The 24,897-nt window shown below is 48.7% G+C and carries 28 protein-coding genes; 11 read left to right on the top strand and 17 right to left on the bottom strand.

Annotation, left to right across the window (positions count from 1 at the left end):
* Positions 1–37: 37 nt before the first annotated feature.
* From L6R44_RS11160 to L6R44_RS11115, 10 genes are all read right to left on the bottom strand, one after another.
* On the bottom strand, positions 38–529 hold the full coding sequence (locus L6R44_RS11160; protein WP_021241774.1) for an Hcp family type VI secretion system effector: 492 nt from the start codon (positions 527–529) through the stop codon (positions 38–40).
* Between the two features lie 2 nt (positions 530–531).
* Positions 532–2,211 (bottom strand): OmpA family protein, encoded by a 1,680-nt coding sequence (locus tag L6R44_RS11155; RefSeq protein ID WP_237424232.1) that lies wholly within the window; start codon positions 2,209–2,211, stop codon positions 532–534.
* Entirely contained in the window at positions 2,211–2,900 is a 690-nt protein-coding gene (gene tssL, locus L6R44_RS11150) for a type VI secretion system protein TssL, short form (RefSeq protein WP_237424231.1), read from the bottom strand. The genes L6R44_RS11155 and tssL overlap by 1 nt, the downstream gene beginning before the upstream one ends.
* A complete protein-coding gene (tssK, locus tag L6R44_RS11145; protein ID WP_237424230.1) occupies positions 2,897–4,246 on the bottom strand; it encodes a type VI secretion system baseplate subunit TssK in 1,350 nt (449 codons plus the stop codon). The genes tssL and tssK overlap by 4 nt, the downstream gene beginning before the upstream one ends.
* A 13-nt stretch (positions 4,247–4,259) precedes the next feature.
* A complete protein-coding gene (gene tssC, locus L6R44_RS11140) occupies positions 4,260–5,813 on the bottom strand; it encodes a type VI secretion system contractile sheath large subunit (protein ID WP_237424229.1) in 1,554 nt (517 codons plus the stop codon).
* Between the two features lie 36 nt (positions 5,814–5,849).
* Positions 5,850–6,347: a type VI secretion system contractile sheath small subunit gene (gene tssB / locus L6R44_RS11135; RefSeq protein ID WP_237424228.1), complete on the bottom strand. Its 498-nt coding sequence runs from the start codon at positions 6,345–6,347 to the stop codon at positions 5,850–5,852.
* Positions 6,348–7,331: 984 nt separating this feature from the next.
* Positions 7,332–7,610 carry a hypothetical protein gene (locus L6R44_RS11130; protein ID WP_237424227.1) on the bottom strand — a complete coding sequence of 93 codons (279 nt, stop codon included), beginning with the start codon at positions 7,608–7,610 and terminating at the stop codon, positions 7,332–7,334.
* Positions 7,611–7,672: 62 nt separating this feature from the next.
* On the bottom strand, positions 7,673–7,996 hold the full coding sequence (locus L6R44_RS11125; protein ID WP_237424226.1) for a hypothetical protein: 324 nt from the start codon (positions 7,994–7,996) through the stop codon (positions 7,673–7,675).
* Positions 7,997–8,037: 41 nt separating this feature from the next.
* Entirely contained in the window at positions 8,038–8,850 is an 813-nt protein-coding gene (locus tag L6R44_RS11120) for a hypothetical protein (protein WP_237424225.1), read from the bottom strand.
* Between the two features lie 128 nt (positions 8,851–8,978).
* Positions 8,979–9,509, bottom strand: coding sequence for a thermonuclease family protein (locus L6R44_RS11115; RefSeq protein ID WP_442876506.1), 531 nt, complete (start codon positions 9,507–9,509; stop codon positions 8,979–8,981).
* Positions 9,510–9,786: 277 nt separating this feature from the next.
* Between L6R44_RS11115 and dcm the strand changes: the two genes are divergently transcribed.
* From dcm to L6R44_RS11080, 7 genes are all read left to right on the top strand, one after another.
* A complete protein-coding gene (gene dcm / locus L6R44_RS11110) occupies positions 9,787–11,205 on the top strand; it encodes a DNA (cytosine-5-)-methyltransferase (protein WP_237424224.1) in 1,419 nt (472 codons plus the stop codon).
* A gap of 12 nt (positions 11,206–11,217) precedes the next feature.
* Positions 11,218–11,394 (top strand): hypothetical protein, encoded by a 177-nt coding sequence (locus tag L6R44_RS11105; RefSeq protein WP_237424223.1) that lies wholly within the window; start codon positions 11,218–11,220, stop codon positions 11,392–11,394.
* A 121-nt stretch (positions 11,395–11,515) separates the two neighbouring features.
* Positions 11,516–11,827 (top strand): hypothetical protein, encoded by a 312-nt coding sequence (locus L6R44_RS11100; RefSeq protein ID WP_237424222.1) that lies wholly within the window; start codon positions 11,516–11,518, stop codon positions 11,825–11,827.
* A gap of 350 nt (positions 11,828–12,177) precedes the next feature.
* The gene (locus L6R44_RS11095) at positions 12,178–12,432 is read left to right on the top strand and encodes a hypothetical protein (protein WP_237424221.1); all 255 of its coding nucleotides are present in this window, start codon (positions 12,178–12,180) and stop codon (positions 12,430–12,432) included.
* Positions 12,433–12,606: 174 nt separating this feature from the next.
* Positions 12,607–13,167: a hypothetical protein gene (locus L6R44_RS11090; protein ID WP_237424220.1), complete on the top strand. Its 561-nt coding sequence runs from the start codon at positions 12,607–12,609 to the stop codon at positions 13,165–13,167.
* Between the two features lie 779 nt (positions 13,168–13,946).
* Positions 13,947–15,236 carry a DUF1173 family protein gene (locus tag L6R44_RS11085; protein WP_237424219.1) on the top strand — a complete coding sequence of 430 codons (1,290 nt, stop codon included), beginning with the start codon at positions 13,947–13,949 and terminating at the stop codon, positions 15,234–15,236.
* 122 nt (positions 15,237–15,358) lie between these two features.
* Positions 15,359–15,712: a hypothetical protein gene (locus tag L6R44_RS11080; protein WP_237424218.1), complete on the top strand. Its 354-nt coding sequence runs from the start codon at positions 15,359–15,361 to the stop codon at positions 15,710–15,712.
* Here L6R44_RS11080 and L6R44_RS11075 read toward each other — a convergent pair.
* The gene (locus L6R44_RS11075) at positions 15,709–16,917 is read right to left on the bottom strand and encodes a hypothetical protein (RefSeq protein ID WP_237424217.1); all 1,209 of its coding nucleotides are present in this window, start codon (positions 16,915–16,917) and stop codon (positions 15,709–15,711) included. The genes L6R44_RS11080 and L6R44_RS11075 overlap by 4 nt on opposite strands.
* Positions 16,914–17,717, bottom strand: a complete 804-nt coding sequence (locus L6R44_RS11070) for a DUF4942 domain-containing protein (protein ID WP_237424216.1) — start codon at positions 17,715–17,717, stop codon at positions 16,914–16,916. Before L6R44_RS11070 ends, L6R44_RS11075 begins: the two co-directional genes overlap by 4 nt.
* Positions 17,718–18,888: 1,171 nt before the next feature.
* Between L6R44_RS11070 and L6R44_RS11065 the strand changes: the two genes are divergently transcribed.
* The 4 genes from L6R44_RS11065 (at position 18,889) to L6R44_RS11050 (ending at position 21,277) form a co-directional block, all read left to right on the top strand.
* Positions 18,889–19,344 carry a hypothetical protein gene (locus L6R44_RS11065; protein ID WP_237424215.1) on the top strand — a complete coding sequence of 152 codons (456 nt, stop codon included), beginning with the start codon at positions 18,889–18,891 and terminating at the stop codon, positions 19,342–19,344.
* 105 nt (positions 19,345–19,449) lie between these two features.
* A complete protein-coding gene (locus L6R44_RS11060) occupies positions 19,450–19,743 on the top strand; it encodes a hypothetical protein (protein WP_237424214.1) in 294 nt (97 codons plus the stop codon).
* A 176-nt stretch (positions 19,744–19,919) separates the two neighbouring features.
* Positions 19,920–20,324 (top strand): H-NS family histone-like protein, encoded by a 405-nt coding sequence (locus tag L6R44_RS11055; RefSeq protein WP_237424213.1) that lies wholly within the window; start codon positions 19,920–19,922, stop codon positions 20,322–20,324.
* A 674-nt stretch (positions 20,325–20,998) separates the two neighbouring features.
* The gene (locus tag L6R44_RS11050; RefSeq protein WP_237424212.1) at positions 20,999–21,277 is read left to right on the top strand and encodes a hypothetical protein; all 279 of its coding nucleotides are present in this window, start codon (positions 20,999–21,001) and stop codon (positions 21,275–21,277) included.
* 352 nt (positions 21,278–21,629) lie between these two features.
* On the opposite strand, the gene L6R44_RS11045 is transcribed toward L6R44_RS11050, so the two are convergent.
* The 5 genes from L6R44_RS11045 to L6R44_RS11025 all read right to left on the bottom strand — a co-directional run bounded on the left by L6R44_RS11045 (position 21,630) and on the right by L6R44_RS11025 (position 24,683).
* The gene (locus L6R44_RS11045; RefSeq protein WP_237424211.1) at positions 21,630–22,433 is read right to left on the bottom strand and encodes an HNH endonuclease; all 804 of its coding nucleotides are present in this window, start codon (positions 22,431–22,433) and stop codon (positions 21,630–21,632) included.
* A gap of 81 nt (positions 22,434–22,514) precedes the next feature.
* Positions 22,515–22,727: a hypothetical protein gene (locus tag L6R44_RS11040; RefSeq protein ID WP_237424210.1), complete on the bottom strand. Its 213-nt coding sequence runs from the start codon at positions 22,725–22,727 to the stop codon at positions 22,515–22,517.
* Between the two features lie 145 nt (positions 22,728–22,872).
* Positions 22,873–23,238 carry a hypothetical protein gene (locus tag L6R44_RS11035; protein ID WP_237424209.1) on the bottom strand — a complete coding sequence of 122 codons (366 nt, stop codon included), beginning with the start codon at positions 23,236–23,238 and terminating at the stop codon, positions 22,873–22,875.
* A gap of 112 nt (positions 23,239–23,350) precedes the next feature.
* Positions 23,351–23,872: a hypothetical protein gene (locus tag L6R44_RS11030; protein WP_237424208.1), complete on the bottom strand. Its 522-nt coding sequence runs from the start codon at positions 23,870–23,872 to the stop codon at positions 23,351–23,353.
* Positions 23,873–24,299: 427 nt separating this feature from the next.
* A complete protein-coding gene (locus L6R44_RS11025) occupies positions 24,300–24,683 on the bottom strand; it encodes a hypothetical protein (protein WP_237424207.1) in 384 nt (127 codons plus the stop codon).
* Positions 24,684–24,897: the final 214 nt, after the last annotated feature.

Raw genomic sequence — 24,897 nt, 5'->3', positions numbered from 1 at the left:
AAAAATGGCGGACAGAGGGGATCTGTCCGCCAGGGTCTTACGCGGTGGTACGTTCGTTCCAGGAATCGGAATGAATGATGTTGCCGTCTTTGTAGGTCCAGGTGATTTTTTCGTAGCGCAGCTCGATCTGCTCAAGGTGGTTATGCTTCTCGAAGGAGGCATCCTTAATGTCGTGCATTTTCGGTGCGACTTTCACCAGCTTTACGTTTTCCAGTTTGGTGTTGAAATACTCAACTTCCTGGCCTGCGTCGTTGATTTTGTACCACTTGAATTCAGCAGACTTCAGCGTCTGGCCGGTGGTCACTGCTTTGTACAGATACGGGCTGGAAGAATCGATTTCCTTGGTAAACAGGAACGGCGTGTGAATGCGGGTGCCGGTCAGTTTGCCAGTGTTGTTATCAGTCGGGATATACAGGTTGTGTTCCTGAGCAACAACTTCGATGCTTCCTTCGCGATCTTTCACATCTACAGAACCCTTGATGTCAGCGCCGCCATCGTCTTTCAGCCACAGATAAACTGGGATTGCCATGTTTACTTCTCCATTTCTTGAGTTGAAACGTCACGAACATCCTGTGACGCAAGTTTTGTGCCTGGCAGACGACAGGCGTCAGCCTGCGGTACCAGACTGATCTCGACACGCCGGTTATGCGCACGGCCATCAGGCGTATCGTTTGATGCAATCGGTCGGCTGTCACCGTAACCCTGCACGGCAAAACAACTCTCCGGGACGTCCCCGGTATCACGCATCCAGTTACGAACGGACTCAGCGCGTTGCAGAGACAGGGTCTGATTGAGCTGTACACTGCCGGTATTGTCTGTGTGGCCGCTGACCACAATAAGCCAGCCTGGTTTGGCTTTGATTCCGACCAGCGAGTTGACCAGCATTTTGGTGGAGCCAGGTTTGAGCACGGCCTTGCCGGAATCAAACAGCGACATGCTGTCGAGACGAACAATTTTCGGTACCGGTTTTGGCTTAGGTGCTGGTGGAGGTGTCCAGGTATCGATAGCCTGCTGCAAGGCCAGCCACAGTCGTTGGCCCGGGTAATAGCCGAGGCTGTAACGCAAAGGCTCTCCCTGACGCTGCCAGCGTTCAAGCAGGAGTGCATCCTGTTTCAGAGCGGCCAGCGATTCTGCTTTCGGACGGTAGTGATTCATCGGGATCGCGTTCCAGCGCTGTAAATCGGCACTCACCTGACGGATGAGGTCACGATTATTGAGTGCAGAAATACCCAGTGCGGTCAGGGCACACAGCCACATCAACAGCACCAGTCGGCGGGTACGTTGGCCACCCTGCACTGTGGAAGCAAAAGGTGCCAGAAGTGGCAGAATGGAATCCGGGAACGAACCTGTCGGAACTGACTGACCGGCTTTTCGGGTAAATTGCAGGCAGGTCCGGGAACAGAGCCAGGTAGACCAGACTGACTGAGCCTCTGGGTTGACCACGCCGAGGCGCATGGAGACGGAAAATACACGCACGGGCGGCGTTAGCCGGTCCGGTTTCTCCAGCTCATCTGTCAGAGTGTGACGGATAAAGGAAAACGCCTGTTTGACCGCGGGTAGCGCCACGATATTGTCATCCGCCTGCTGCCAGTCAATGAACGCCTGAGGCGAATCATTAACCGGACAGACAATCGGCTTGTCACCGCGTACGATTATCCACGGTGTTTCAGGACCGGAAAATTCGGCACTCACCACTACTGGCAGTGTGAAACCCGTCAGGGATTTTATCTGTCGACTCTGCTGGCGGAGAGCCTTCAGCGTGGAGCGCAGAACGGCTTCATCCTGATGCTGGTCTGGCAGACAGCGATACATCACCGAAAGCTGACCTACCTGGCGTGGGAACTGTTTCTGTATGCTGCGGACAACGTCAGCTAAACGGCTGACGTCATCGGCCCGAAGCCACCATCCCTGGGCTGTTTTACGCAAAGGGCTCCCCTGGAACAGGGTATCCAGCATGTCACCACACACCAGGACAACGGGCCCCTCGGTGTCGAGTAATGGCAGGTCATCGGCGGTGACGCTGGTATCGGACGCTGGCTCGTCACGCCGACAGTTTTTAATGACTGCCCAGCCTGCCAGAAGGAGGATCAGCAGGGTGGTCAGTCCTTTAAACACGTTTCCTGCCGGTATGAAATACCAGAGCAACCACAGCAACGTGGCCACGGCGAAAAAGGTGTGCAGGACAACCGGTATAATGACTGATCTACGCATTAGCCACGCAGCTCCGGTATGTGTGCTGACAACAGTGACTGGAGCCACAGATGACCACCCCACCAGATGATGCCGGTCAGGATGACGGCGAGCGCTATCCAGAACCAGACTGAGCGCATCAGACTCCAGCGATGTTTCCCTATCCGGTGAACAACCAGAGACAGGCCTGCATCAGGGGGAGATACCCGCTCAGAGAGCGCTTTGACCACCTCATCCCTCTGCGACTGACTGACCGCTTTCAGGCTGTACAGTCCCTGAAAGCCCAGGGCGATCACCCGGTGATAGCACGTCAGAACGGCCGTGTTCGGTGAGGGCTGACGCAGGACCTCGGCAATGCGATCCCACAGTGCCTCGCCTGCCCGGAGCGATCCGAAAAATCGCGCCTGGAGCGGCGCTTTACGCCAGGCGACCTGGCCCTCATCAATCTGGGGCTCCTCTTCTCCCTCACCTTTTTCAGGCTTACGGCTCATCACCGTCTCATCAAGCAAAGCGCACTGTGCATAGGAAATATGCTCAACACTGGCCTCGTCATAGCCAGCACGCTCCAGCGCTTCCCGTACGCTTTCAACCTGTTTAACGCACTTGTCGTAAAGCGCGTTGCCGTTGAGAGTGACGGCGCCTTTCTTCAGCATGGTGACGGTGAGCCAGGTCTCCGTCATCAGCTGGTCGATATCGATATCCTGTCTCATGAGCGCAATACCGCGAACAGTTCAAGTTCAAGAGCACCAAGCAACTCAGGCACATAGAACATGCACACGCCCTGCTCCTGCATTTCATGCGCAGCGGGACTTTCCATATCAAGTGCGAAGTACTGGTTTTCCATACGAACAGGCAACGCAGCCGGAACCCTGCTTACCGGGATCAAAGGGATACCTTTGAGTGCAGCACCATAGATCTCGTTAACGTCATCAGGCGAACCCGCCTGACAGAGTGCAGGGAATTTATCGGCAACCTGCCAGGCAGGGATATCCGAGCGTACAGAGAGATAGAGATCGGCTTCTTCACGCAGGCGGATATCGTGGAGGTTAGCCTTCCAGGTCTGCCCGTCCGGGCGGGACATTTCCAGAGCAATGACCCGGGATGGCAGGCTGGCCTCCAGCAAGCCTGTTATCAGGTCAAACAGCGGAGGGAACGACTTGGCCGGTTCCTCATGGTCATAACCCGGGATAGCGTCAAGATCATGGTCAAGGGAAAAAGTCAGCATACTGCCTGCCAGACGTGCGAGCTCGGCCCAAACCTGTTCTGGCGGACGGGAAGGAAAGCGTTCATATTCCGTCAGCACTCTGGCGTGAGAATTCAGTGCATTCAGCAGCCAGAAAAGGGAAACGTCAGCAACAGCGAAATCGGCAAGTCTTTCGTTACTTTCACGACGCATCGTCATAAGACGCTGGCGCCGGGACCGTAACTGGCGATTGAGCAGCACGAGGCGTTCGCGAAGGACCGGGCTTGCCGCAAAAGATGCAACCGGCGGAATAAAGGACGGATCCAGTCGCCATGCATTTTGTCCATCACGGATCAGTCTGGCCACAGGGCAAACTTTCCAGGAATCATTGCTTTCATGGGCAAACCGGATGGTGAAATTATACCGGGCAACGGCCATGGATTCTTCTTCAGACCCAAAGGCATCCTGCAATGTCACCCATTCTTCACGATAACGAAGCGGCCGGTCTGCGGTAATGCCTTCCTGTTCTACGTTGGCAACACCCGGCTGCATGTGAGGCAGTGCGATGACAACGGTTAGAGAATCGAGACCTGTCAGCTGGCTGGCATCTAACTCACGTGGTGCCGGAGGCAGATCGCTCTTTTGTGCATCAATCAGCGTTCCGTCTTCCAGCCAGAGGCGTAACTGCGTAATCTGGATCAGACCAGACGAAAGAAGACTGTCATTAAACTCAATTTTTTCCACACCCCAGGGGAACGGGGATGCCAGTGCTGATGCACCGGCACTGCGAAAAGACTCCCATTCAGCCTGCTGCTGGAACTGCTGAGGGGACAGTAAAGCCCCCTCGTTCCACAGTGGACGATAAATTTTCATCCCTGCTCCTGCCTTAGGCTTTTGCTTTCGGCATCTGAGACACCAGCGACAGATTGACGTCCATACCTTCGACCTGGAAGTGAGGAACTGCGAAGAGTTTCACGCGGAAGAACCCCGGGTTATCCTCAATATCTTCGACCATAACTTTGGCGTCCCGCAGCGGGTGAGAAGCCTGAAGGTCATCGCCCGGATCGGTCATTTCAGTCACCAGGCCTTTAACCCAGGTGTTGAGTTCCAGCTCCAGCAGGCGACGGTCCTTGGTGGTACCGATATTTTCACGCTGAATAAGCTTCAGGTAATGAGCAATCCGCGACAGCAGGAAGATATAAGGCAGGCGGGCGTTAATACGGCTGTTGGCTGTAGCATCCGCAGTATCGTAAAGCGCAGGTTTCTGAGCAGAGTTCGCCGAGAAGAAGCATGAGTAATCGCGGTTCTTGTAGTAGGACAGAGGAATGAAGCCGAGATTTGCAAATTCAAACTCACGGGTTTCAGGGATCATCACTTCAGACGGGATTTTTACCTGATTGCCGGTACCGAGGTCATACAGATGAATCGGCAGGTCCTCAACCGCTCCGCCAGCCTGAGGGCCGCGAATTTGCACACACCAGCCGTTGTTGATAAAGCTTTTCACCATATTGGCGGCAAAGGCAAACGACGCATTGGTCCACAAGTATTTCTCGTGGTCAGGGCCTTTCACTTCTTCAACGTAGTTGAAGCTGCGTACTGGTACGGTATCCGGGCCATATGGCAGACGTCCCAGAACGCGTGGCATTGTCAGGCCGATATAGCGGGAGTCTTCAGAATCGCGGAACGCCTTCCATTTGATATATTCTGCACGGTCAAAATAGTTACCGATGTCTTTGATGGCCGCGACCTCTTCCATGCTGGATTTATGGAAGAATTTCGGTCCAACGGAACCAATAAACGGCATATGTGCGGCTGCTGATACTTTTGAGATATTGCGCAGCAACGCGACATCCTGGGCAGAAGAATCGAATTCATACGACGAAATGATTGCCGCAATTGGCTCTCCACCAGGCTGATCGTATTCCATCGAGTACGTATGGTGATATAGTCCGCTCTGGATGATTTCCGGGGCGTCCTCAAAGTCTTGGCGCAGATCGTCTTTAGAAACATCAAGTAGTTCTATTTTTACATTCTGGCGGAAATCTGTGCGATCAACCGTGTGCTTAAGTCCGCGCCAGAGTGACTCTACGCGTTGAAACTCCGGGTGATGCATAACCTCATCAAGTTGACGGCTGATCTGATGATCAAGCTCGGCAATATGCTGATCTAAAAGATTTTTATCAAGCCTCTCTACTTTCTGTCCTGATTTTGTAATGACCTGCATGAAAACCTGAATTGCCGCTGTGACGCGTTCATCGGCGGAGACGTCAGCCAGTGCGTTATTATCCTGGAATTCAGTGATAGCACTCAGTTTCTTCACCGGCGTTAAATTTATCTTTTCAAACAACGACGCATAAACGCCGTCAGAAGGCTCTGTTTTAAGTACAGTAGTCGCAGTCCCCTGCGCGGGTTGTGTTTCAGTATTTACAGACATCAGCATTCTCTCTGTTAATCCATTAAAATAAGAACCCTGTACTTACTCCGCAGGGGCAAGGGCGTTCAGTTCTGCTCTTAATTCTTCACTCAGGGCGGGGTCTTTTAAAATAGACTCAAGCGATTTGCGAAACTCAGTGTTGTCCATCAAATTGGATTTCAAATCACGAAGCAGATTTCTCATTGCCAGCATGGCGCGTAATTGTGGGATCTGTTTCGCTACAGCTTCAGGTTCGAAGTCCTTAATCCCAGAGAAACTGAGGTGAACATTTTCTTCTGAACCGTCACCTGCTAACGTGTTACGAACTGCGTAGCTGACTTCAGGCTTCAATTCAGCAAGCACGTTGTCAAAATTTAATTTATTAATGTTGACAGGCTCACGCTCTGAAAGCGGGCGGGATTCTTTGCCATTAGAGAATGATCCCAATGCCAATAGCTTCAAAGGTAATTCTACTTTCTTCTGAGCTGATCCCGTGTGCAGGTCCAGGCGGATGTTAACGCGAGCCTTCGGTATCTCGCTTTGGAAGGTCGATTCAGCCATTTCATTCCCTTAATGCTTAACAGTTTTGACAGATCCCGTGGAGTTTCTTTACAAAAGCATGATAGAGCAAAACACTCACCGAGATCAAATTGGCAGATCAAAATCCTCAGTTAGAAAATTCCTAAGAATATTCCTCTAATTGTTAACGGAAGACACTGCCGTGGATAGTGTAATAAAACCACAACAGACCTGGTTTTGGGCGTTCTGCCAGTGGATTTAACTGCAAGTAAACAAACGGGTAGTTAAACGTTGCGTAAATGAAATTAAATTGATCTAGATCATGGTGTGTTGAGTGCGCAGATACGACGGGCTTCGTAGGGGTGTCAAAGTTTATAAGAATATTTTCTGATATTTAGAAAAGTGAGGAAAATTCCTAGAAAATACTCCGAAAACGAATTTCTTATATTGCAACAAAATGATTCTATACATTCATAGAGTGAATGTTTTTGGGCTTTTTGTTGTTTAAATCGGGAGGGTGAACAGTTTTTCGTAGTCATGTGGGGATAATGACTTCAACAGTGTTCTTATATGTTCTGTTGGCAATATATCTAGTACTGAGTTTAAGTGCCATTTGAGAGGCAGGTCTCCTTTCACAGGACGCAGGCTAGCCCGAATGTTCTAAAAATGATTCCTGTGACTGTTTCTGCATGCCTAAACCTTTAGGTTGGATTTCGTTAAGCAAAAGTTTGCTTGAAAGGATTACAATTCTACTAAATTGTCTTCTTCTGTCCAATGGACCGGCTCACCCAAAAATTTCGTAAGAGATCCCTTTGCATATTTGGGCTCTGTGTAAAATCTTGGGAACCATCCATCAAAGCTCTGTGTGCCGTTGCGACGAAATTCGGGCTCAACAGTCAGGCTGTAACCGCTGCCATCTGGTGTGATGAAGAATGTATAGCCATTCTCTGTGTTTGATTTTAATCGGTTGGAATTCATGTTCAGGTTAAAAATCCATACTGGTGAGATCCCTGAAAGTCTGGCACTTCATCCAGTCGCATCGGTAAATTCTCGGCCAAGAGCAGTGGCGACAGGTTGCCAGTGTACTCGAAGGTTGGGCAAAAGCTTCAAGCGCTGCTGGTAATGGGCTTCGCATTCCCTGGTGACTTCCACCCCTGCAATACGCACGACCCAGTGGCTGGAGCGATAAGGATAGTCATCGACGCCTTCGCGAACAAAGCGGCAATACCATGTGCCGTCCGCTGACCTGAAATAAATATTTCCTGATCGACGCCATTCATAGATGGCGTGAATAATGTCTGGCAAATTGCACTCTCCCGTGAGGTTTGGAAATGTACACAGATGCTGTCCCTACCAAGTCATAATGGTCAGGCGCCATAAATGCCGCCGGGATCCCAGCCAGCTTCAGCTAATGCTTCATCGCTATTTCTGGGGCCGGTTATCCACATACATTCCCGGGACGCTCTGGATGCAAATGCCCATGGCTCATCAGGATCAAGAATGACCGTTTCTTCAGTGTTCTCCGCACCTTCTGGTTCAGCAGGCACATGCCTGTTTGTATCGAAAATCCAGGATTTCGCTTCCTCATGAGTACTCACCAGAAATCGGTAAAGCTGGCAGCTTCCACCATCATTAATGGCGTATAGCCTGGACCTATCCTCAAACTCAACAATGACGACATTATGTGACATAGTTCTTCATGAAACCAGAGTGGTACTCTGGCATATACGAGTCAGTTGGAGCTGGCGCTAACTTCCGGCACAGAGGCCTGGTTGCCTTCCGACTGGACAGGCTTATTGTATTTTGCATAAGCCCGTACCGCATTAATACAGGCTAAGCGAACAGATTCAAAAGAACGTGAGCCCGGAGGAACAGCATTCCCCGTGTTATCTAGCAAAAGGGTGCTTCCCAGGGAGCGAACCAGCTGATATTCGTGCGTCGATTTATCTGCTGTAACCTGAAGGATAAAGATGGTTTCGCCGAGCTGGCTGTTTTCAATGCCGGTTACGGCTGCATTAATGGTATTCCCTCCCGTGGCCATCATATCGCGGGCATACCATTCAGACGCTGGCGAACGCCATTTAGACGTGTTGCCACTCTTATCTGGCCACTTAATCCACTCTGAGGCTGCATTAGGCGACATCAATAGGGTATTCAGCAAAGTAAGTGGATTGTCATGTCCCCCGGTTGCCCAGCATTCTTTGAAGTAGGGTATGAAGATCTCTGGATTAATCACGGCAATGTAATCGAAGAGTACTTTATTCACCTTCCCCGCTCTGTCTGGCATGAAGAACACCCCCATACGCGACCCCTTCGGGCTTTTCCAGATGGCTCCGGCTGGTTCGTAGGCAGAGTTTATATAGGAACTCACAGCAAGGCCTACAGGGGCCACCACGAGTGCCGGTACCACTTTCCGTTGCCCATCCATCACCGGACGCACGAAGACCCGCTGCCCTTCGGATATACACTGAATAATGGCCTTTGTGATGATGACAGTCGGTGAAGGAATGCATGCCTGGCCATTGCTCGTAATATGTGGAAGCATAGCCCCTGTTTCTGACCTCACGACAGACCTCAGGCATGTAGGGCATGCCAACGTCTGCATCCCGTTGACAGAGCTGACAAGTAGGCCTCCCTCTGTCTGGTAGATCCGCTCAAATGGCGAGACGCTTTTCACAAGCTTGCCCTCGATGTTTTCTTCTCCTGCTTTTCACTTTTCTTGTTGATCTGCCGCCACTCCCAGGGAGGGACCGGAGATTTTTCAGACCACAAACCCAAAGACGCATTTTTGGCCCCGGTTTCAAACTTGATATAAGCAGGCACGATAGCCTCATCCTGAAACCTGTAGACCCATGCGAGGCCACTGTCGACCATCGACGCATTGATGTCGTATCCATCCAGCCAGATAGTACCGAGTTCCCGGCCGTATACGTCGAGGCCATGCTCCACAACCTTCACGGTTTTACCGGCTACGGCATTGCTGAGTGCCTGCTTAGCCTTCTGGCCCCACGGCTGTTTGCTTTCAGGGGCATCGATGCCATAGAGGCGTACACGGATATTGGAGTTCTGATTGTCCAGAATTTGTACGGTATCGCCGTCAATGACTTTGACGACCTTTCCCTCAAACGACTCTACTGCCGCGAAAGCCGCGACAGGGATGGTCCCCAGTAGGGATAAAAAAAGTAACTTTGGAAACATTTTCACAGTCGACCATCCTTCTGTTGAGTGAGCGGACCGGAAACGGCTATCGGCGTGATGGCAATTATATCAATTTGATTAGGGTTCCCGAGGTAGCTATGGACCCCAGATTTATCCCTAAAAATCATGGTGCAGATAAACCAGACGGATTGAGCGCTAATAAGGATTTAAATCCGCCCACTGCTAATCTGGAAATACAGCTAAATTAGTGGGCTATCGTGAAATCCCGACCAATTCCCCCGTGTTAGCCTGTTACTCATCTTGAATAGCAGGTGCAAAAGTCATGGTTGAGAATGCAATTACAAACGAGGCTCAAGAGTTGGTCTCGGATGCGGCCCAAAATTATGAATTGCTCCACAAACTCGCCGTCATTTATGATCTGAATAAGCTGGCCGATCTTCTGAATACTGTCACTGGGAGCGGATGGACACGAGACCGCATCAAAAAGTGTCTTTCAGCCGCACCCGATAGTGTTGTCGTATCGCCTGATGAGTCTACCCTGCTCTCCTCCCTGCTCCCGAAACGCCCAGCCTGGTATTCACAGCCAAAATTTCGATTTATCGACCTATTTGCCGGTATTGGGGGTATCCGCAGCGGCTTTGAGGCGATTGGCGGAAAATGTGTGCTCACCAGTGAGTGGAATGCATTTTCCGCAAGGACCTACCGGGCCAACTGGTACTGCGATGAGCAGGAACACTTCTTCAACGCAGATATCCGGGAACTGACGCTGAGCGACCAGGATGACATCAGTGAAGACCAGGCGTACGCCCATATCGACAGCCATATTCCCGACCATGATGTCCTGCTGGCTGGATTCCCCTGCCAGCCCTTCAGCATCGCCGGAGTCAGCAAAAAGAACTCACTGGGGCGCAAGCACGGGTTTGAGGATTCGACGCAGGGAACCCTATTCTTTGATGTCTGCCGTGTGCTCAGAGCCAAACAACCCGGCGTGTTCGTGCTGGAAAACGTCAAAAATCTGAAAAGCCATGATAAGGGCAATACCTTCCGGGTGATTATGCAGACACTGGATGAACTTGGGTATGACGTGGCGGACGCCAGGGTGACAGGAGTAGCCGATCCCAAAATCATTGATGGACAGCATTTTCTGCCTCAACACCGCGAGCGCATCGTCCTGGTAGGCTTTCGCCGCGACCTGGGCCTGAGTGAGGGTTTCAGCCTGAAGAACATCCATAGCGAGTTCCCGGCTGAGCGGCCTGCGTTTCATACGCTGCTGGATGAGTCCGTGGATGACAAATACATCCTGAGCGAAAAGCTCTGGGAGTACCTGTATCGTTACGCCGAAAAGCATAAAGCCAAAGGAAATGGCTTCGGGTATGGGTTGGTGAATCCGTCGGATAAAAAAGCTATATCCCGTACCATCTCTGCAAGGTACCACAAGGACGGCGCTGAAGCGTTGGTTGATAGAGGTTGGGATAGCATAATCGGCAGCAAAAACTTCCGCGACCCGGATAATATGAGACGACGTCCGCGTCGGTTAACCCCCCGGGAATGCGCCCGCCTGATGGGCTTTGAACAGCCGGGAAAAGTAACTTTTCGGATACCCGTATCGGAAACACAGGCTTATCGCCAGTTCGGTAACTCTGTTATCGTACCAGTATTTGCTGCCGTGGCCAGAATGTTGGAGACCCGAATAGTCCGGGCCGCAGAGATACGCGAAGCAGCCTTAAAGCGCGTTGCCTGAAAGGGGAAGAAAATGACCTACCTGACATATTATGATTCGGCTGAAGGCGAGAGCATTTCCCGTGATGGGGTGATTCGGCTCTTCAGGCAGCATGGCATACCGGAAAGCGAATGGGCGGACTTCTTTGAGGAGTTCGGGCAAAATACCGTATATGACGGCCAGGCCGTTTTACGGTGGCTGGGCTATTAGGTAACGGGCCTTATTCAAAATGGCTCATTTACTGAAGGTTTTAGGGACCAAACGGATTTTCCGTTCTGTTGTTCTGTGCAGGAGTTAACCTTGTAAAATATGGCTTAATTGAGGTGGAGTTATGGATGTACATCAAAAATATGGCACAGTAGAACACTATCATTTTGATTGGTTAACACCTACTGGCGATTATCCAAATTCAGCGGTTATGATCGTTGGTTGTCGTGATGGCCGCTGGATTATTGTTCAGGAATTTGGGGGTGATTATGGTAACTTCGATGGCGTTTTAAAGAATGGTGACGATCTTATAACTCAACCTACCTTTTATCTCGATTTAGAAAGCGCAGCGGAAGCCGCTTTTGGTATGATGAAAAAAATACATCCAAAGTACGAAGATAGTACCCTACGAGAATTCCTCGCTGAAAGATCATAACGTATTCGTGGTAGGTTCGTTCCACCTCGCCAGCCTTGAACGTTAAGGAAATCCTGCCCAGAAACTTAAAGGTATACGAAAGGTTAAATAATGCAAAGCATCGGAAAATACAAGAAACAACTCAACGATGAAAAAATTGATGCGCACTTATCACGTGCTGTTTTTGTAGCATTTGCATTCGGAGGAATTATTGCTCTGTTGATTATAAATAGCTTATTTTTTTTCATGAAGATCGAAAGAAAGCCAAACAGTTCACCTGGCCCTTCCCGGATATACAGGTGATTCCGCCCGGCTCCGCTGGCAGTGCAAGATCTATCCTGATATTATTGAATGATCTAAAGAGGAAGAAGATGAAAGGAATGAAACCACTTACATTCATAATCTACAATTATTATCTCGCAAGGGCACAGTACAGAAATATCAAAAGCGGATTCCTGGCGCAAGTTGAATTCGAGCAGCCGCTGAATGGTTCTGACGTAATCGGACGTATTAAGCACTGTTATTCCGTTGCCTATTATGAAGCGTATATTCTCCCTATCCAGCTCGAAGAACATGAGCGAATGGTTGGGGAGTATCTGGCTCAGGCTCGCCAGAACAACCTGTAAGAAAACATGCACACAAGCCGCTATACAGCTTTCTTTCTCACCTCCTGGGCACTCCGGTAATTTTGTCCAGTTCTGCTGGTAGTGGGTGATCTGGCCTAGTATAATTTCACAGGCAGGATATACAAAACCTTCTATTTAAATGTCTAATTAGAATTTGACCCAGGAGATCTGTAAATGGATTATAGAATTAAATTATCATCTGTCATTATCATGCTTGGGGTCAGTTGTGCTGTGTCTGCTGTCGGAGTTCCTATTGTCGATCCCAGCGCACCAATAAAGATTTCTAAAAGTGCTATTTATAGTTGTGATAGTAATGGTAATGCGCTAGAAGAAGGTAGTGCCATGCGCTATAAAAATCAAACTGTAATTTGTCGCAACGATAATCTATGGGCTGACGGGAAAGCGTTAAACTTTGTGGATGTAACCTCGGAATTTATTAGTGAAGCTATAAAAAATCAAGCGGATATGAAATCCAATGTTAATAGTGTTGACGTTATTAATATTAACGCTATTTATAAAAATGGATCACAGACTATTAAATTTAGAAGTGTAGACAATACTTGCGACTACTACGGTAAATCTCAAGCCGTTAAAGATGAAGTAAAAGTGATAGCCGTTACACACATGGTTTGTAAAAATATCGACACGTCAGTGAATATGTTCGCTCAACTACATTCCCCAATAAATCTTGATTCTCAATGGGTTCCAGCTGGTTCAAAATGGACACTCAGATAACTAACACGCCACAAAATGTTGCATGTGCCTAAATGTTATATGAATTGCTGGCATTCTGTCAGCTCCAGCTCCAGCTCCAGCTCCAGCTGCGCGGCCAAGCTCCAAAATGCTGGCGTAATTTCCTCTCCGAATGCGCAGCCGGTCGCAGAACTGCTGGCTGTATGGGTTCTGCCCCGTAAAATATTTCACATACACATGAGGACTATAAAATGTTTGATGTTTCAGGGCTGATCAGGAAATATTCAATACCAACGAACCGATGATGCTATTTATTGTTGCAGCACCAATATATATGGCAGGTTTATACATGATAGGTTACATACTTAGTCCAAATAAACCTGCAACTCATACACCAGTTGATTAACACACACTCTCCCGCCACCTGGACGTTTTGGCAATATTGGAATAAATATCCATTTTATTTTGTAGTGTTCCGGATTTTATAGGGCTCGATCATTCCCCCCCGGCACCGCGATAATAGCTAACACTGGCAACCTGAGCCTGGATAGTCGGCGAGAGCCCTGGCGCCAAAATTTTTGGGAAACGCCTCTAAAATATGCTTCCTGAACAACGGTAGCATCTAATCTGACGTGTTACGATCTGCTGGAGACGAATCCTTTTTTTGTGAGTACGGTATTCGCTATTTCAAACCCTGTCGTCTGCATGATTACGAGTCGCCTGATTGGACCGTAGTAAATGGACAAGGCACATCATATGGCGGTCAGTCCATGTTAAGAGGGCTGGGCTATTAGTCGCGGAGTTTAAACCAGGAGGCACCAGTGGGCCAGAAACATGCAGTGTTGATTGACGACGGTAAGGGAGACAAACCGAAACGGTACACACCGGAATTCCAGACGAGCGATGAATTTGCCCGAAGCTGGAAGTCTGTGCTGGAGAAGTCGCATCACCGAAACGGCCCAAACATCACCGTTACCTGCTGTTGTCGCGGGGCGGGGAAAAAATCACTATCAGTCCGTCATATCTCCGGCTCTGACAGCTATTATCTTGCCCGCTTTCCATCATCTGGTCCTGACCATGATCCCCTGTGTGAATATTTTGGACTCGATGATAAATCCACCGGTCTTAAAGGTTATGAATCGGGGGTTATCCGGGATACTAAAGACGGCATGCTGGCCATCAAACTCGACATTGGACTGACCGAAAAAGACCCTCCTGTGCAGTCTGATTGCCCACCGCCGCCAGCCATTCAACGCCCTGCAAACGGGCAAAGCACCATGTCGTTGCTGGGATTGCTGAGTCTTCTCTGGTCCGAGGCTCGACTGAATTTCTGGTACCCCGGTATGGCCGGTAAGCGGGATTTCTCGTTGGTTCGCTATAGGCTGAACGATGCCAGTACCCATATTCGCAGCGGGCGCACTACTATTGCTGACCGGCTCTTCATCGGGACCGACCCAAATTCTAAAGCCGCAGAACAGCAAAATGCGAGGCTGTCTGTTCCTGACGGTCAGGACAAGCGCCTGCTTCTACTTTCGCTCCTCCCCCGATATGATGAAGCCAAACACGAAGCCGAACTGAAGTTTCTGCCCTACCGCTTTTTTGGCGGACTGCCATTAACCTTTTTCTCTTCAACGGGCCAATGGCAAAGCGTTAAAAAGCGTTTTCCGGCAGAATATGCGGCCTGGAGAAAGGGCGGAAAAGTCGTTGTATTCGTGGTAACGTCGCCACCGACACAGACGAAGAGAGGAGTCTCTGTCCGTGCGCAACAAATCGCTTTAATGATGGTCAGTGAAAACTGGATACCACTGGACTCATCTTACGAAGCGACGGTTGCGAGTAAACTGGATGCGGAGCAACGGAGCTATGTTAAACCTCTACGCTATGATGCCAGTCTCAGTGAGGTGTTCCCGGATTTCTGCCTGTTGGACACGCGGGCTAAAGATCCATTTCCGATGGAGGTATTTGGTATGACCTCACCGGCCTATCTGGCGAGAAAAGCACTTAAAACCGACTATTACAATCGTAACTTCGGCCCGTATGGCTGGTGGTTCTGGGATGCGGCGGTAGCGGGAGCCGATGATGAGTTACCGCCCTTTCCTGCCCGGAAATAACATCCGGCACTGTGTGCCACTGCCTTAATCATGAGCATAGTGATGAACATTAACGAGCCTGAAACGAATGCGAGTGTTTCCGCAGAGCTGTCCGCCATGGCCAGTCGATTAGTGAAATATTTTTGCAAATTCTAATAGCGACCACACCGGGCGGGCAGACTGTCGGCACCTGTGCCTATTCGGTGCTCTTACTGAAAACCATGATAGAGCAGTTTACCGACTATACCGCGATTCCTCGTGGTGGTGACGGCCATGCGGACGGAGGGTATTTTGATAGTGCAGGTACAGGTCACGGGCATTACTGGCTTGAGGTCCGGACCTGCACTGGTAATTTCATTCTTGATATAACGGCCGACCAGTTTGGGGAAGCGCCGGTACTCATTGCTGATGCTGATACATGCAGCAATTACGTTCCCGGCAATCAGGCCCTGGTCGAATCCCATCTGGCGGAAATAGCGCTGAGCTTGCCGGTTTAAGGCTTATCGTTCTTCTTGCTGCCCGCTTTGACACTCTTTACCGGCTTAACAGCGCGTGGTGTTGCGGCACCGGAAAGCATGGCTACGGTCTCTTTCAGACTGGACGAAATAGCCTTCTCTGCGGTCAGCAGCGAGTTGGTTGTTAACAACTCTTCTTTCAGTGTCTGCATGCCCTCGACAAGATCCTTATTAATCTCGGATTTCTCATTCAACTGACCCGACAAGGATTCGTTCTGAACAAGGACCTCCCTGTAATTGCCTTTCAGCGTGTCGAGTTCAGTAGTTGCCGTTTCACATTGCTCACCAAGGTCACGCAGCTGGCTTTCGGCTTGGGCCAGACTTTTGAGGGCTGAATCGAGCTCCCGTGCATGCTCCGTTTTCATTGTGGTTATCACTGTGGCCGCAGCCTCTAACTTGTCGTTTAACTCAGCTACCGCTGAATTCAGGGTATCCCGTTCACTGCGAAGACTGCTGATCTCACCCTGCTGGGTGCGGGATTCGCTGACCAGTTGTTTGAGGTAGTCCTGCTGAGTGGCCAGTTCCTCTCGACGTTCTTTCAGCTGACTGGTCAGGCTGTCATTCGACAGCTTTAGCCGGTCTGCTTCGGACTGTGTTTTATTCCTCTGTTGCTCAAGTTCGAGATTCTCATCCCGTGACTGCTCATATTTTAAAGTGGTGTCACTCAGCGACAGTGTGCATCTTTCCAGTTCTTCAGACAGCTGTCGGTTGATGTTTTTCAGGTGACCGATCTCTTCTTCATTCGTACGGTGGCGGGTTTCGTGGTTTCCAATGTCTGTCTGCAACGCCTGGATGTGGGAGGCCAGCTCTTTCACTTTATCGCTCTGAATGTCCTCATAGCTCATTCGGTAATACCAGTTGATCAGTGACATCAGGTCATCTACCGCCGTAGTGATCCCTTTAGGTATCGCCAGCTGGCGGGCTTCTTCAGGGACCGTTTCAACGTATTCAATATATTTCAGGAACATTTCCTGAGCCCGTTTGAACGAACCGCCGACGGCATCTCTCAGCCAATGAACCCGAAAGAACTGGTCCAGGTTCTCGGGCGAAATTTTTTTCTCTTCACAAAGGCGCTCGATTGCACTGAAGTAGGTAAGCATGCCAGTGGCAGTGTTCCGAGGCTGCTTTGCTTTGTTACCTTCGGCGTCACGCTCCTGGGGAAGAGACTGATCTAATTCTGAGGTCATGCGATTTCTCCGGCCGGGAGTTGACCGGCAAAGTAGAGGCTGATGAGATCGTTAAGGGCATTCAGCAGTGACGGCGAATCAATGTGAATATGCACGTTGCCGTTCTGAAACAGCTTGCAGCGCCAGCCATGGGAGTTAACCAGCGTACCGGCAGTTTCCTGTGTTCTCAGAGCGGTCAGTCTACCGGCCATATCGACGCCATTGGCAGGCGTACTGACCCCGGTACAGATGCACACGATATTCTCAAAGTCCCGAATATAAACAAGATTGTCAGGATTATACCCGTTATACGTTAACGGATCAGTGTGCTGGAATACACCGCGAAGAACAAAACGCGATGGCATGGTTGTTTTCTGCCGGTTACGGATAAAACCCCGGTCCAGTTCGGTCAACAGGCCTACAAAGCCATCAGCAAGAGTCTGTGGCCGGTTTGCAACTGCTGTACGCAGAGTTGCACGGATAACCGAAATGGAGGCAATCGGCGGATCGGTACGAAGTGACACGCTGAACGCTTCGCGCTGTTTGTGGTTCCAGTACCGGTCGAGCCCAGTTTCACTAAACAGCTTATTCCACGTCACCCGGTCCAGCGCTTTGCGGCCGGTCTCGATAGACCCCGGTAGCGACTGCGGCAGGCCAAAAGCGTTTGGCTTCATGATGTCACTGCTAAAGAGACAGACCCCGGCCATTGTTGAGGCTTCTGCAATGAGCTGCATGCCCTCTTCAAATTTCTGCATTGCAGTATCGCGTATTGCTGCCAGCTGCTCGGCCCGCGATTGCATCTTCAGTTGTTGTTCAGCCATCACTTATCACCCTCATATCTTTCTGGAACGGGCTGACTGCCAATTCAGTCCAGCTCCGCCCGGTTCGGTAACCGGCAGCTGCGTGCCGTGCCGTATGACTTTTAGGCGCGGAATTCAGCACCTGCATTCATCGCGTTGAAATTTAAAATCCAGCGTAAATCATCAGGCCATCTTTTTTAGATTTCACACAAACTCACCTTTAGTCACTGCTTTACTATTCATTATTTATTATAATTCTATCACCTCCCGGCTCAGATCTAAGAGTTCTGACGGGGTTAAATTGAGTCATTTATGAAATTCATATTTTTCAGTGCGTTATATGTAATTAAATGTCAAGCGATGCGATTTACCTATAATTAAATCTCATCGTATGTTTTCCGAACGCGAAAAAGTGACCTTGTCACGTAAAGGGTGGGCAAATCACGTTGCATTTGGTATTTAGTAACTAATTAAGCAATGACTAAACGTGACAAGTACGTGACATTATGACGCGTGCGCTCGTTGTACTCGCTTTCTGAGGCATGACCGATCGGTCATGTCACAATGACTTGAATGAGCGGATACTTCGGCTGAAGGGCTAGTGGTTCAGTTGTCGTGCATAGGACGTAATCGAGAGGTTTTTGTGTGAATCGATTAAATCAGGACTACTGGCCGAGAAAGAATCGGCCAATGTTGAAATTGTCAGGCGGATCCTGGAGCTGGTGGTCAATAAGGGGTCCGCTTGGAATAGTGAAACTATCCTACGCGAAGACTGTTTTTTAACCATCGTCTGTTAGCAAACGGTCCAGGCGGAGGGGCTGTGTCATTTCTGCGTCCGAAACTGAGCGATTACGTACACCATGCCGCCCCGTCTGTACGAAAGTCGGCAAAACCAGAAACGGACTGCCTGACCCTTCCGTACACCACTTAAGGTCAGGGGTTTGCGCTCAATGGAACGAAATCGCCCGTTAAGCTAAAAAAGCTAAACACAGGATAATTTCCGAATTCTAAGCGGACGCCTAGAAGCATTCATAATTAGGAGTTCTACTAGAATGATGAAAGACCTGGAGTGCAATATGTTGTGCCTGAATATAAAACTGGCTCAATACATACTTAAAAGTGGTAGTCGTTAGATCTTGCCTGTTTATGATACAATTCTTCTGATTTCTTAGTTTGTTAAAAGGGCTCAAAAATGTTTAAAACCAGACTTTCTGTCTTGTGTTTCGCTGTGGCTTCATTACTCACGCTTTCTTCCTGCGATGCGTATGAAGCAGCCTATGACGAAACCCTGAATGATAATGCGCCCCAAATCGTAATAGCTGGAGGATTCAAAATGGATATCCAGGGTAATTCTGTTCCGGTTGAGGGATTTGACAAATGCACTCAAAGCACTATTCAGGGGATCGTTGGTCACGAAAAATCAAATTGTATCGTTCTGGATAAAATACGTAAAAACGTACCGGTTTTAGTTCATTGGTCATCCGGCCCTTTAAAAGAAGAATGGAAGATCGAGCATCTGGTTAATAAAACCAATAATGGGAGAAGTTATGTCCTAACGCGTTTGATTAGACCTGACGGTAAGTTTGTAGTGCCTGCATCCTCAGAACTGGGCTTCTTTAGTGGCAAATATTACAGTCAAGCAAGCTAGGTAAGCCTGTCCGTTCAATCCAAAAGATGGTTTCTGATGAATGTCGCGTCCAACTTACTCGTGTTATTGCATCAGAATGAAATCTCTTTGAGGAAAGTTACTTTTATGAACGTAATTGCAGCTGGGATTTTTTGCTTTGTTTTTTACCCTTCAGCTTTCGCTTATGCTTTTTATAAAAAAAGATGGCTGGAGTGGATTTTCCTTACTCTGAATTTGATTCTTGCTTCAGCCATTTCGATTCAACAATACAATGATTCGACTTTTGTCAGTGAGTTAAGTTATCCGATGTTTATTTCAGCTATATATGGATTGTCTCTGGCCTGGTTTCCTTTTCCGATTCCGTATGTTGTTCTGCGTTTCCTTTGTGGTGAGTCACAGCTGGACAACCCAAAGACGTGATTTAATTTTAAGACCACGGTTCAACTTTGAAAGCACGACTTAGTCAGCATAAGAAAGATAAGGAGTATTCTTAGCAAACTATTTTTGAACATGGAAGATAGAGCTGGCATCTTTTTCCTTATAGAGTGTATTATGAATAAGTAAACCCTTTTCAAAGAATTAGAAAGAGAGGTCGTATGTCTGAAGCACTCAAATCGTTAAACAATATTCGTACTCTTCGCGCCCAGGGTCGCGAGCTACCTTTAGAGGTACTTGAGGAAATCCTCGAAAAGCTTAATGTTATTGTTGATGAGCGTCGTAAGGATGAATCATCCAAAGCTGCCGAACAGCAGGCTCGTCAGGAGAAACTTGACGCTCTGCGTAAGTTAATGGAAGAAGACGGTATTAACCCAGAAGAACTACTTGGCTCATTCCAGGCCAAATCTTCAGCTACAAAGAAAAACCGTGATCCACGCCCAGCCAAATACTCATTTACTGACGAAAATGGCGAAACCAAAACGTGGACTGGACAAGGGCGTACTCCCAAAGCTCTGGCAGAACAACTTGCAGCCGGTAAAAGTCTTGATGATTTCCTGATCTAACTTTTGCCACTAGCTTTGATGGAGGCCACTCCGGTGGCCTTTTTTTCATACGGAACCTAATTTCAGGTACAGAACATATGAAAAATTCAGAACCTAAGAGCCGTGATCACTATGTGGACCGTTTGATAAAAGATGCAGATGCAAAGGAAGCCAGGTCATTTCTTAAAATATTTATGCCTTTACCATTCATTATCGTTATCATCGCAGTATTCTTTTTTGTGTCCTCGTTTTCCCGGTTATTATCCCAGATCGCGTAAAACCTTTTCAAAAGACACTTATGATCCAGAGACGTTTCTTCACCGGGATAGCGTCAACCTACTTATTTTCCAAGACTGACAAAACGGTCAGGAAATAAGACGATATGTCACTCAAAACGCTTCCGCTACACCTGAAAGGTCATAATGATGTGGTATAGTTATGTTATTCTGGCACAGTGGGAGCTTGCCTGATATAGTAAAATCAACTGGCTGATGCAAGTATGAGGTTGACATGTTTTATTGTTTAAACATCATTCAGGTTTTTTTCGGCTATGCCGGAAACGAATCACTAGAACCTCACATCATTGTTGGTTCAAAGTATAGTCTGGTTTAGTGAAGATCGGCATTATGATCACAGGCAGGCAAAAAGCCAAAGACTAACGCAATTATTTTTAGCAAATATAGGATATTAAGGCAATGCGTAACCACGACTCTTCTAATCCAACCAGAGCTGGCAAAGTCCAAAAGGTGCCTGAACTGAACTCTGATACTGCCGCTTGTAAGAACAAGCGTAACACTATTAAACCGCCATTATTCTTTGCCACGTTCCTTATTGTTGGACTGATTGGGCTTGTTCTTTCATTAATGTTTGGTGTCAAAAGTATGCAGGTGGTTTCAGTGTTCGCAATTTGTATTGGCTTCTTCTATCTCACGGTAAAGCCGAAAGGCCAAGCCTCCGTTAAATGTGATAACTAAGCTGAAGGTTGACAGTGCCTGAAGAGCCAACCGTACTTGGGGTTTGAAGTCCATTGGATTGAAAACGCACGTTAGTGATGTAACTGTCTGATATATAAAATATAATAGACAAGGAAAGCAGACCTTCAATGGTGACTTTTTTAATCAGAAAAAGGCATTTATCGGACAGCGCTGCCTATTAATCGATTTTTCAGATGATAATTTCCCTCTTACCGTACGTTTTGGTACGGTTGGCCCTCAAACCCTGTATATGAAGATTATTCCACGCTTTTTCTTGCGTGTCGGCTTCACCAGCTCTGACTAATATACGGTTATTGTCAAAAACAAACCTGCGTATAGACTTATAATCCTTTCAATGCCCAAGGTATTCCGCCCAACGCACGGCAAGACGATTTATATCGAGGTCGTACACTTGTGGGTTAATTTTTCTTCCTTCGAACTGCTCCCCCAGTTCGATGCCTGGCTTGAAATGGACGGTAAGGGTAGATGGATTAATGCCCATCAGATCTGCGTCATACAGCGCATGCATTGTCGGCGTCATCAGAATGCCGTTTGAGGGGTTATATCTTGTCCCGTGTTCGATATGTGCTGCTTCCAGCACTCCACCATTAACCCATCCCGTTACTGCACAACGACCGGAGAAGTTCTCGATCAAGAGTTCCTTAAACTTACCCTGAGCAACGCCGCTGCGTTGCGTCACCACGCGCTCACAATGTTCACCCTGAATATTCACGTCAGGTTTCCGATTCGGTGTACTGGAGGCTTTCTCAGCGTGTTTTACGGGGTTACGTGGATATGCGAGGTTATAGGCGGCGCCCGTCGTCATTTGTTCAATCACCGCTGGCGCATAACCTTCAGCTTCCAGTTTGCGGTATGCTGCGCGGTAGTCGCGTTGTGTTTTGAGTGGATAAAGCTCGCCACCTTTCCCGTTAAATGCAATAAACCAAAAATCGTCTACACCCGTAGAAAGGTTCCGGCATCGTTTGAGGTGCCAGCCTCCACTTCTTGCCCATGCTGTTCGGTTGTTTCGGGCGTTTGTCGTGTCGTAACCGTGTGATTCAAGCCAGCTCTGGAAACTGGTTAATCCCAGGTCAGTGACGTCCAGCGATGGTACACGAACAACCTGTAACGTGTGATATGGCCGTGGTTCTCTCACGTTAGACCCTCGTAGATTTGAATACCGACAGTGTGACTAACCTCCGAATAGTGAAATTTGGCCACTGATCGTTACTTTGGGTCATATCCGGTCCAGAAGTATGGAAATAAGTGCTGGGTCATCATCAAAATGCCCCTCTTCTCCGAAACCAAATTCATCTTCAAGAAGTGCGCACACATTGATAGAAGCCTGAGATGCATCTCCTTGTGCCGAACGGATCGCTTCTAGAATCTGAAATCGAAGTGTTGGGGGGGCTAAATCACCCTGTTCCAGATTTGCTGGTTTATTGGTCATTGCTGAGACTCCAGTAACAGTAAATACATTCAGTTTTGTTGATGACTATGATTGAAGGCCGAAGAGATGTCACTCAAAACACTTCCGCTACACCGGCCAATCAGAATTCTTAACGTCCTAACTGTGACAATTTACCCTTTTGAAGCTAACCAGGCGGCCAGTAATACCTGTTCAGATGCCTGAGGTGAAAATGCCGGATGCCGAGCCTGCCAAACAGGACATCGTTTGCCGGTTTGTCGCGTTCACTGGCAAACCAGGCACAACGAACTATGGATTCGCGTTCGTTAATGCTGAGGGGACTGCTTGCATACGATAATGTGCCACACAAACCGTCGATCAGTGCGCCGCTAACCATCCGGTTCAGATTCATCGAATCACTTTCCGGATTTACTGCAAATGCCATGGAGGAAACCATCATCATCGGAATAATTGCGAATAACTTACAGAACATCATTGAGGGTTCTCTTTTGCTAAAGGCAATGCCGGTGGCCATGATGTTATCATCTTCCAAGGTAACTCCTCCGGTTAATCACCGCTGTGTTAGGGACTCTGATAATTTACGCACCCAATTATCGGGCGGTAAATATGACTGACACTGCTTCAACTTATTGAGTTGCGTTCGGCTAATCGCAGTTTTGGCCCACGATAAATATCACCAGTCCCTCACTGACCTGAAGCGCCCCCAGGTCAATCTGATCATCGGAAAGAATGGAGAGATTCATTTCCGTGGCATCTACTGGATAGAGGGCCTGGGTCAGCTGCTTCAAATTCTGCTCGTTACAGGACAAACCCACACTGTGAAGTACTGAAAGATAGGCCTCTCTGATTTTAGTCCGGGCCTGGTTGTCCATCATGTTAAAGTAATCCAGACCGTCGCTGGTGAAGCGCTCCTCAACGATACTTTCCAGAACTGTAGCAATTTGAGAGCGTATTGAAAGTGGCAATACGGCCGCGTCAAAAGTATCGCAAGAAAACCCACCACAATCTTCAGATGCCAGTCGCCACTCACTGGAGCCAACAGCGGGAACCGTTTCGCTCGATGCCAGGACAAGGGATGGCCACCTTTCATTTGGGTCAAACCCATATCCGAATTCCTCTTCGGCGATTTGTGAAATATGCATGCCGCAGTATTGAATGTTAATCATGGTCATTAGCCTTTAAGTTCTGTTCATTAGTCGCAGCATATCCGATGTCACCGGCACCGCAGACTGTTTCCTTAAACGGAGCGCTCATGAGGTTTTAAGTATTGTGCATGTCATCATCCCAATATAAAGAGTGGGCAGGTCAACACCGTCAGAAACCTCACCATTTCCGCCCATACCTGACCTCCCCCAACATGCAACACTGTCACCCTGACGGGCGCCCCGCGTGTTTCGAGGAGATGACGAGGAAATAAAAAGAAAACAAAGAGTTATCGTCTTGAAGATCGGCGATAAAGTCAAAATCAGGCGAAGCCTGACAGCTCCCTTGGGCTTAGCAGGGGCTTGTGGGATGATGACATGCAGATTGCTTACCCTTCCCCGGGTACGCTGCTGGTTTAGCGCCCGGGTCTGCATCGAGTATCGCATCCGGTTACCAGCCTTCCGGATAACGAGGCCAGCTCAGCCACATATCCATGACCTGGGTTTCACTGATGGCCATGGCATATACCCCGTTGTGCCGGAAAAAATACACCGGAGCCGGGGAAGCATCATCGCGGGTCACCGTGCCGATGACCTCGTGTGGACCCGCCAGCCAGGGGATAAAATATTCATCCGGACGGATGCCGTTGTGCGACGTGGCCATCTCAACAAATTCTGCATTGGTGTGGCGCCCCAGATATCCCCGGTACACCTCACAGGATATCGAGACACACTCGCCCTCTTCCGAAAATGTCGCCCATGCCGCCCGGGCTTCCGCACTCAGGTTTTGCATATGGGCCACAGCGTGCTGCTGAAACTGTTCCGTGATCGTCACTCGCTTCCCCTCAGTGAAATGTGAAAACTGACAGCGTCCATTGTACTGGTTCGCTGGCGCCGTTTTTTTCACTACCGGCCTGGATCTGCCGCTATCAGGTAGTTTCTTTCCATCTGCCGGTTGCCTGTGTGAGGTGCCGTTAAACCGATCATGCGAAAGTACGCGTCAATTCGAATTCAGGCGTAAAATCTGAATCATATCCAGTCAACAACGT

The organism is Enterobacter cloacae complex sp. ECC445 (assembly GCF_021892025.1).
GTDB classification, from domain to species: domain Bacteria; phylum Pseudomonadota; class Gammaproteobacteria; order Enterobacterales; family Enterobacteriaceae; genus Enterobacter; species Enterobacter chengduensis.
The sequence above is the reverse complement of the archived record's forward strand: the minus strand, read 5'-3'. Positions and strand labels throughout refer to the sequence as shown.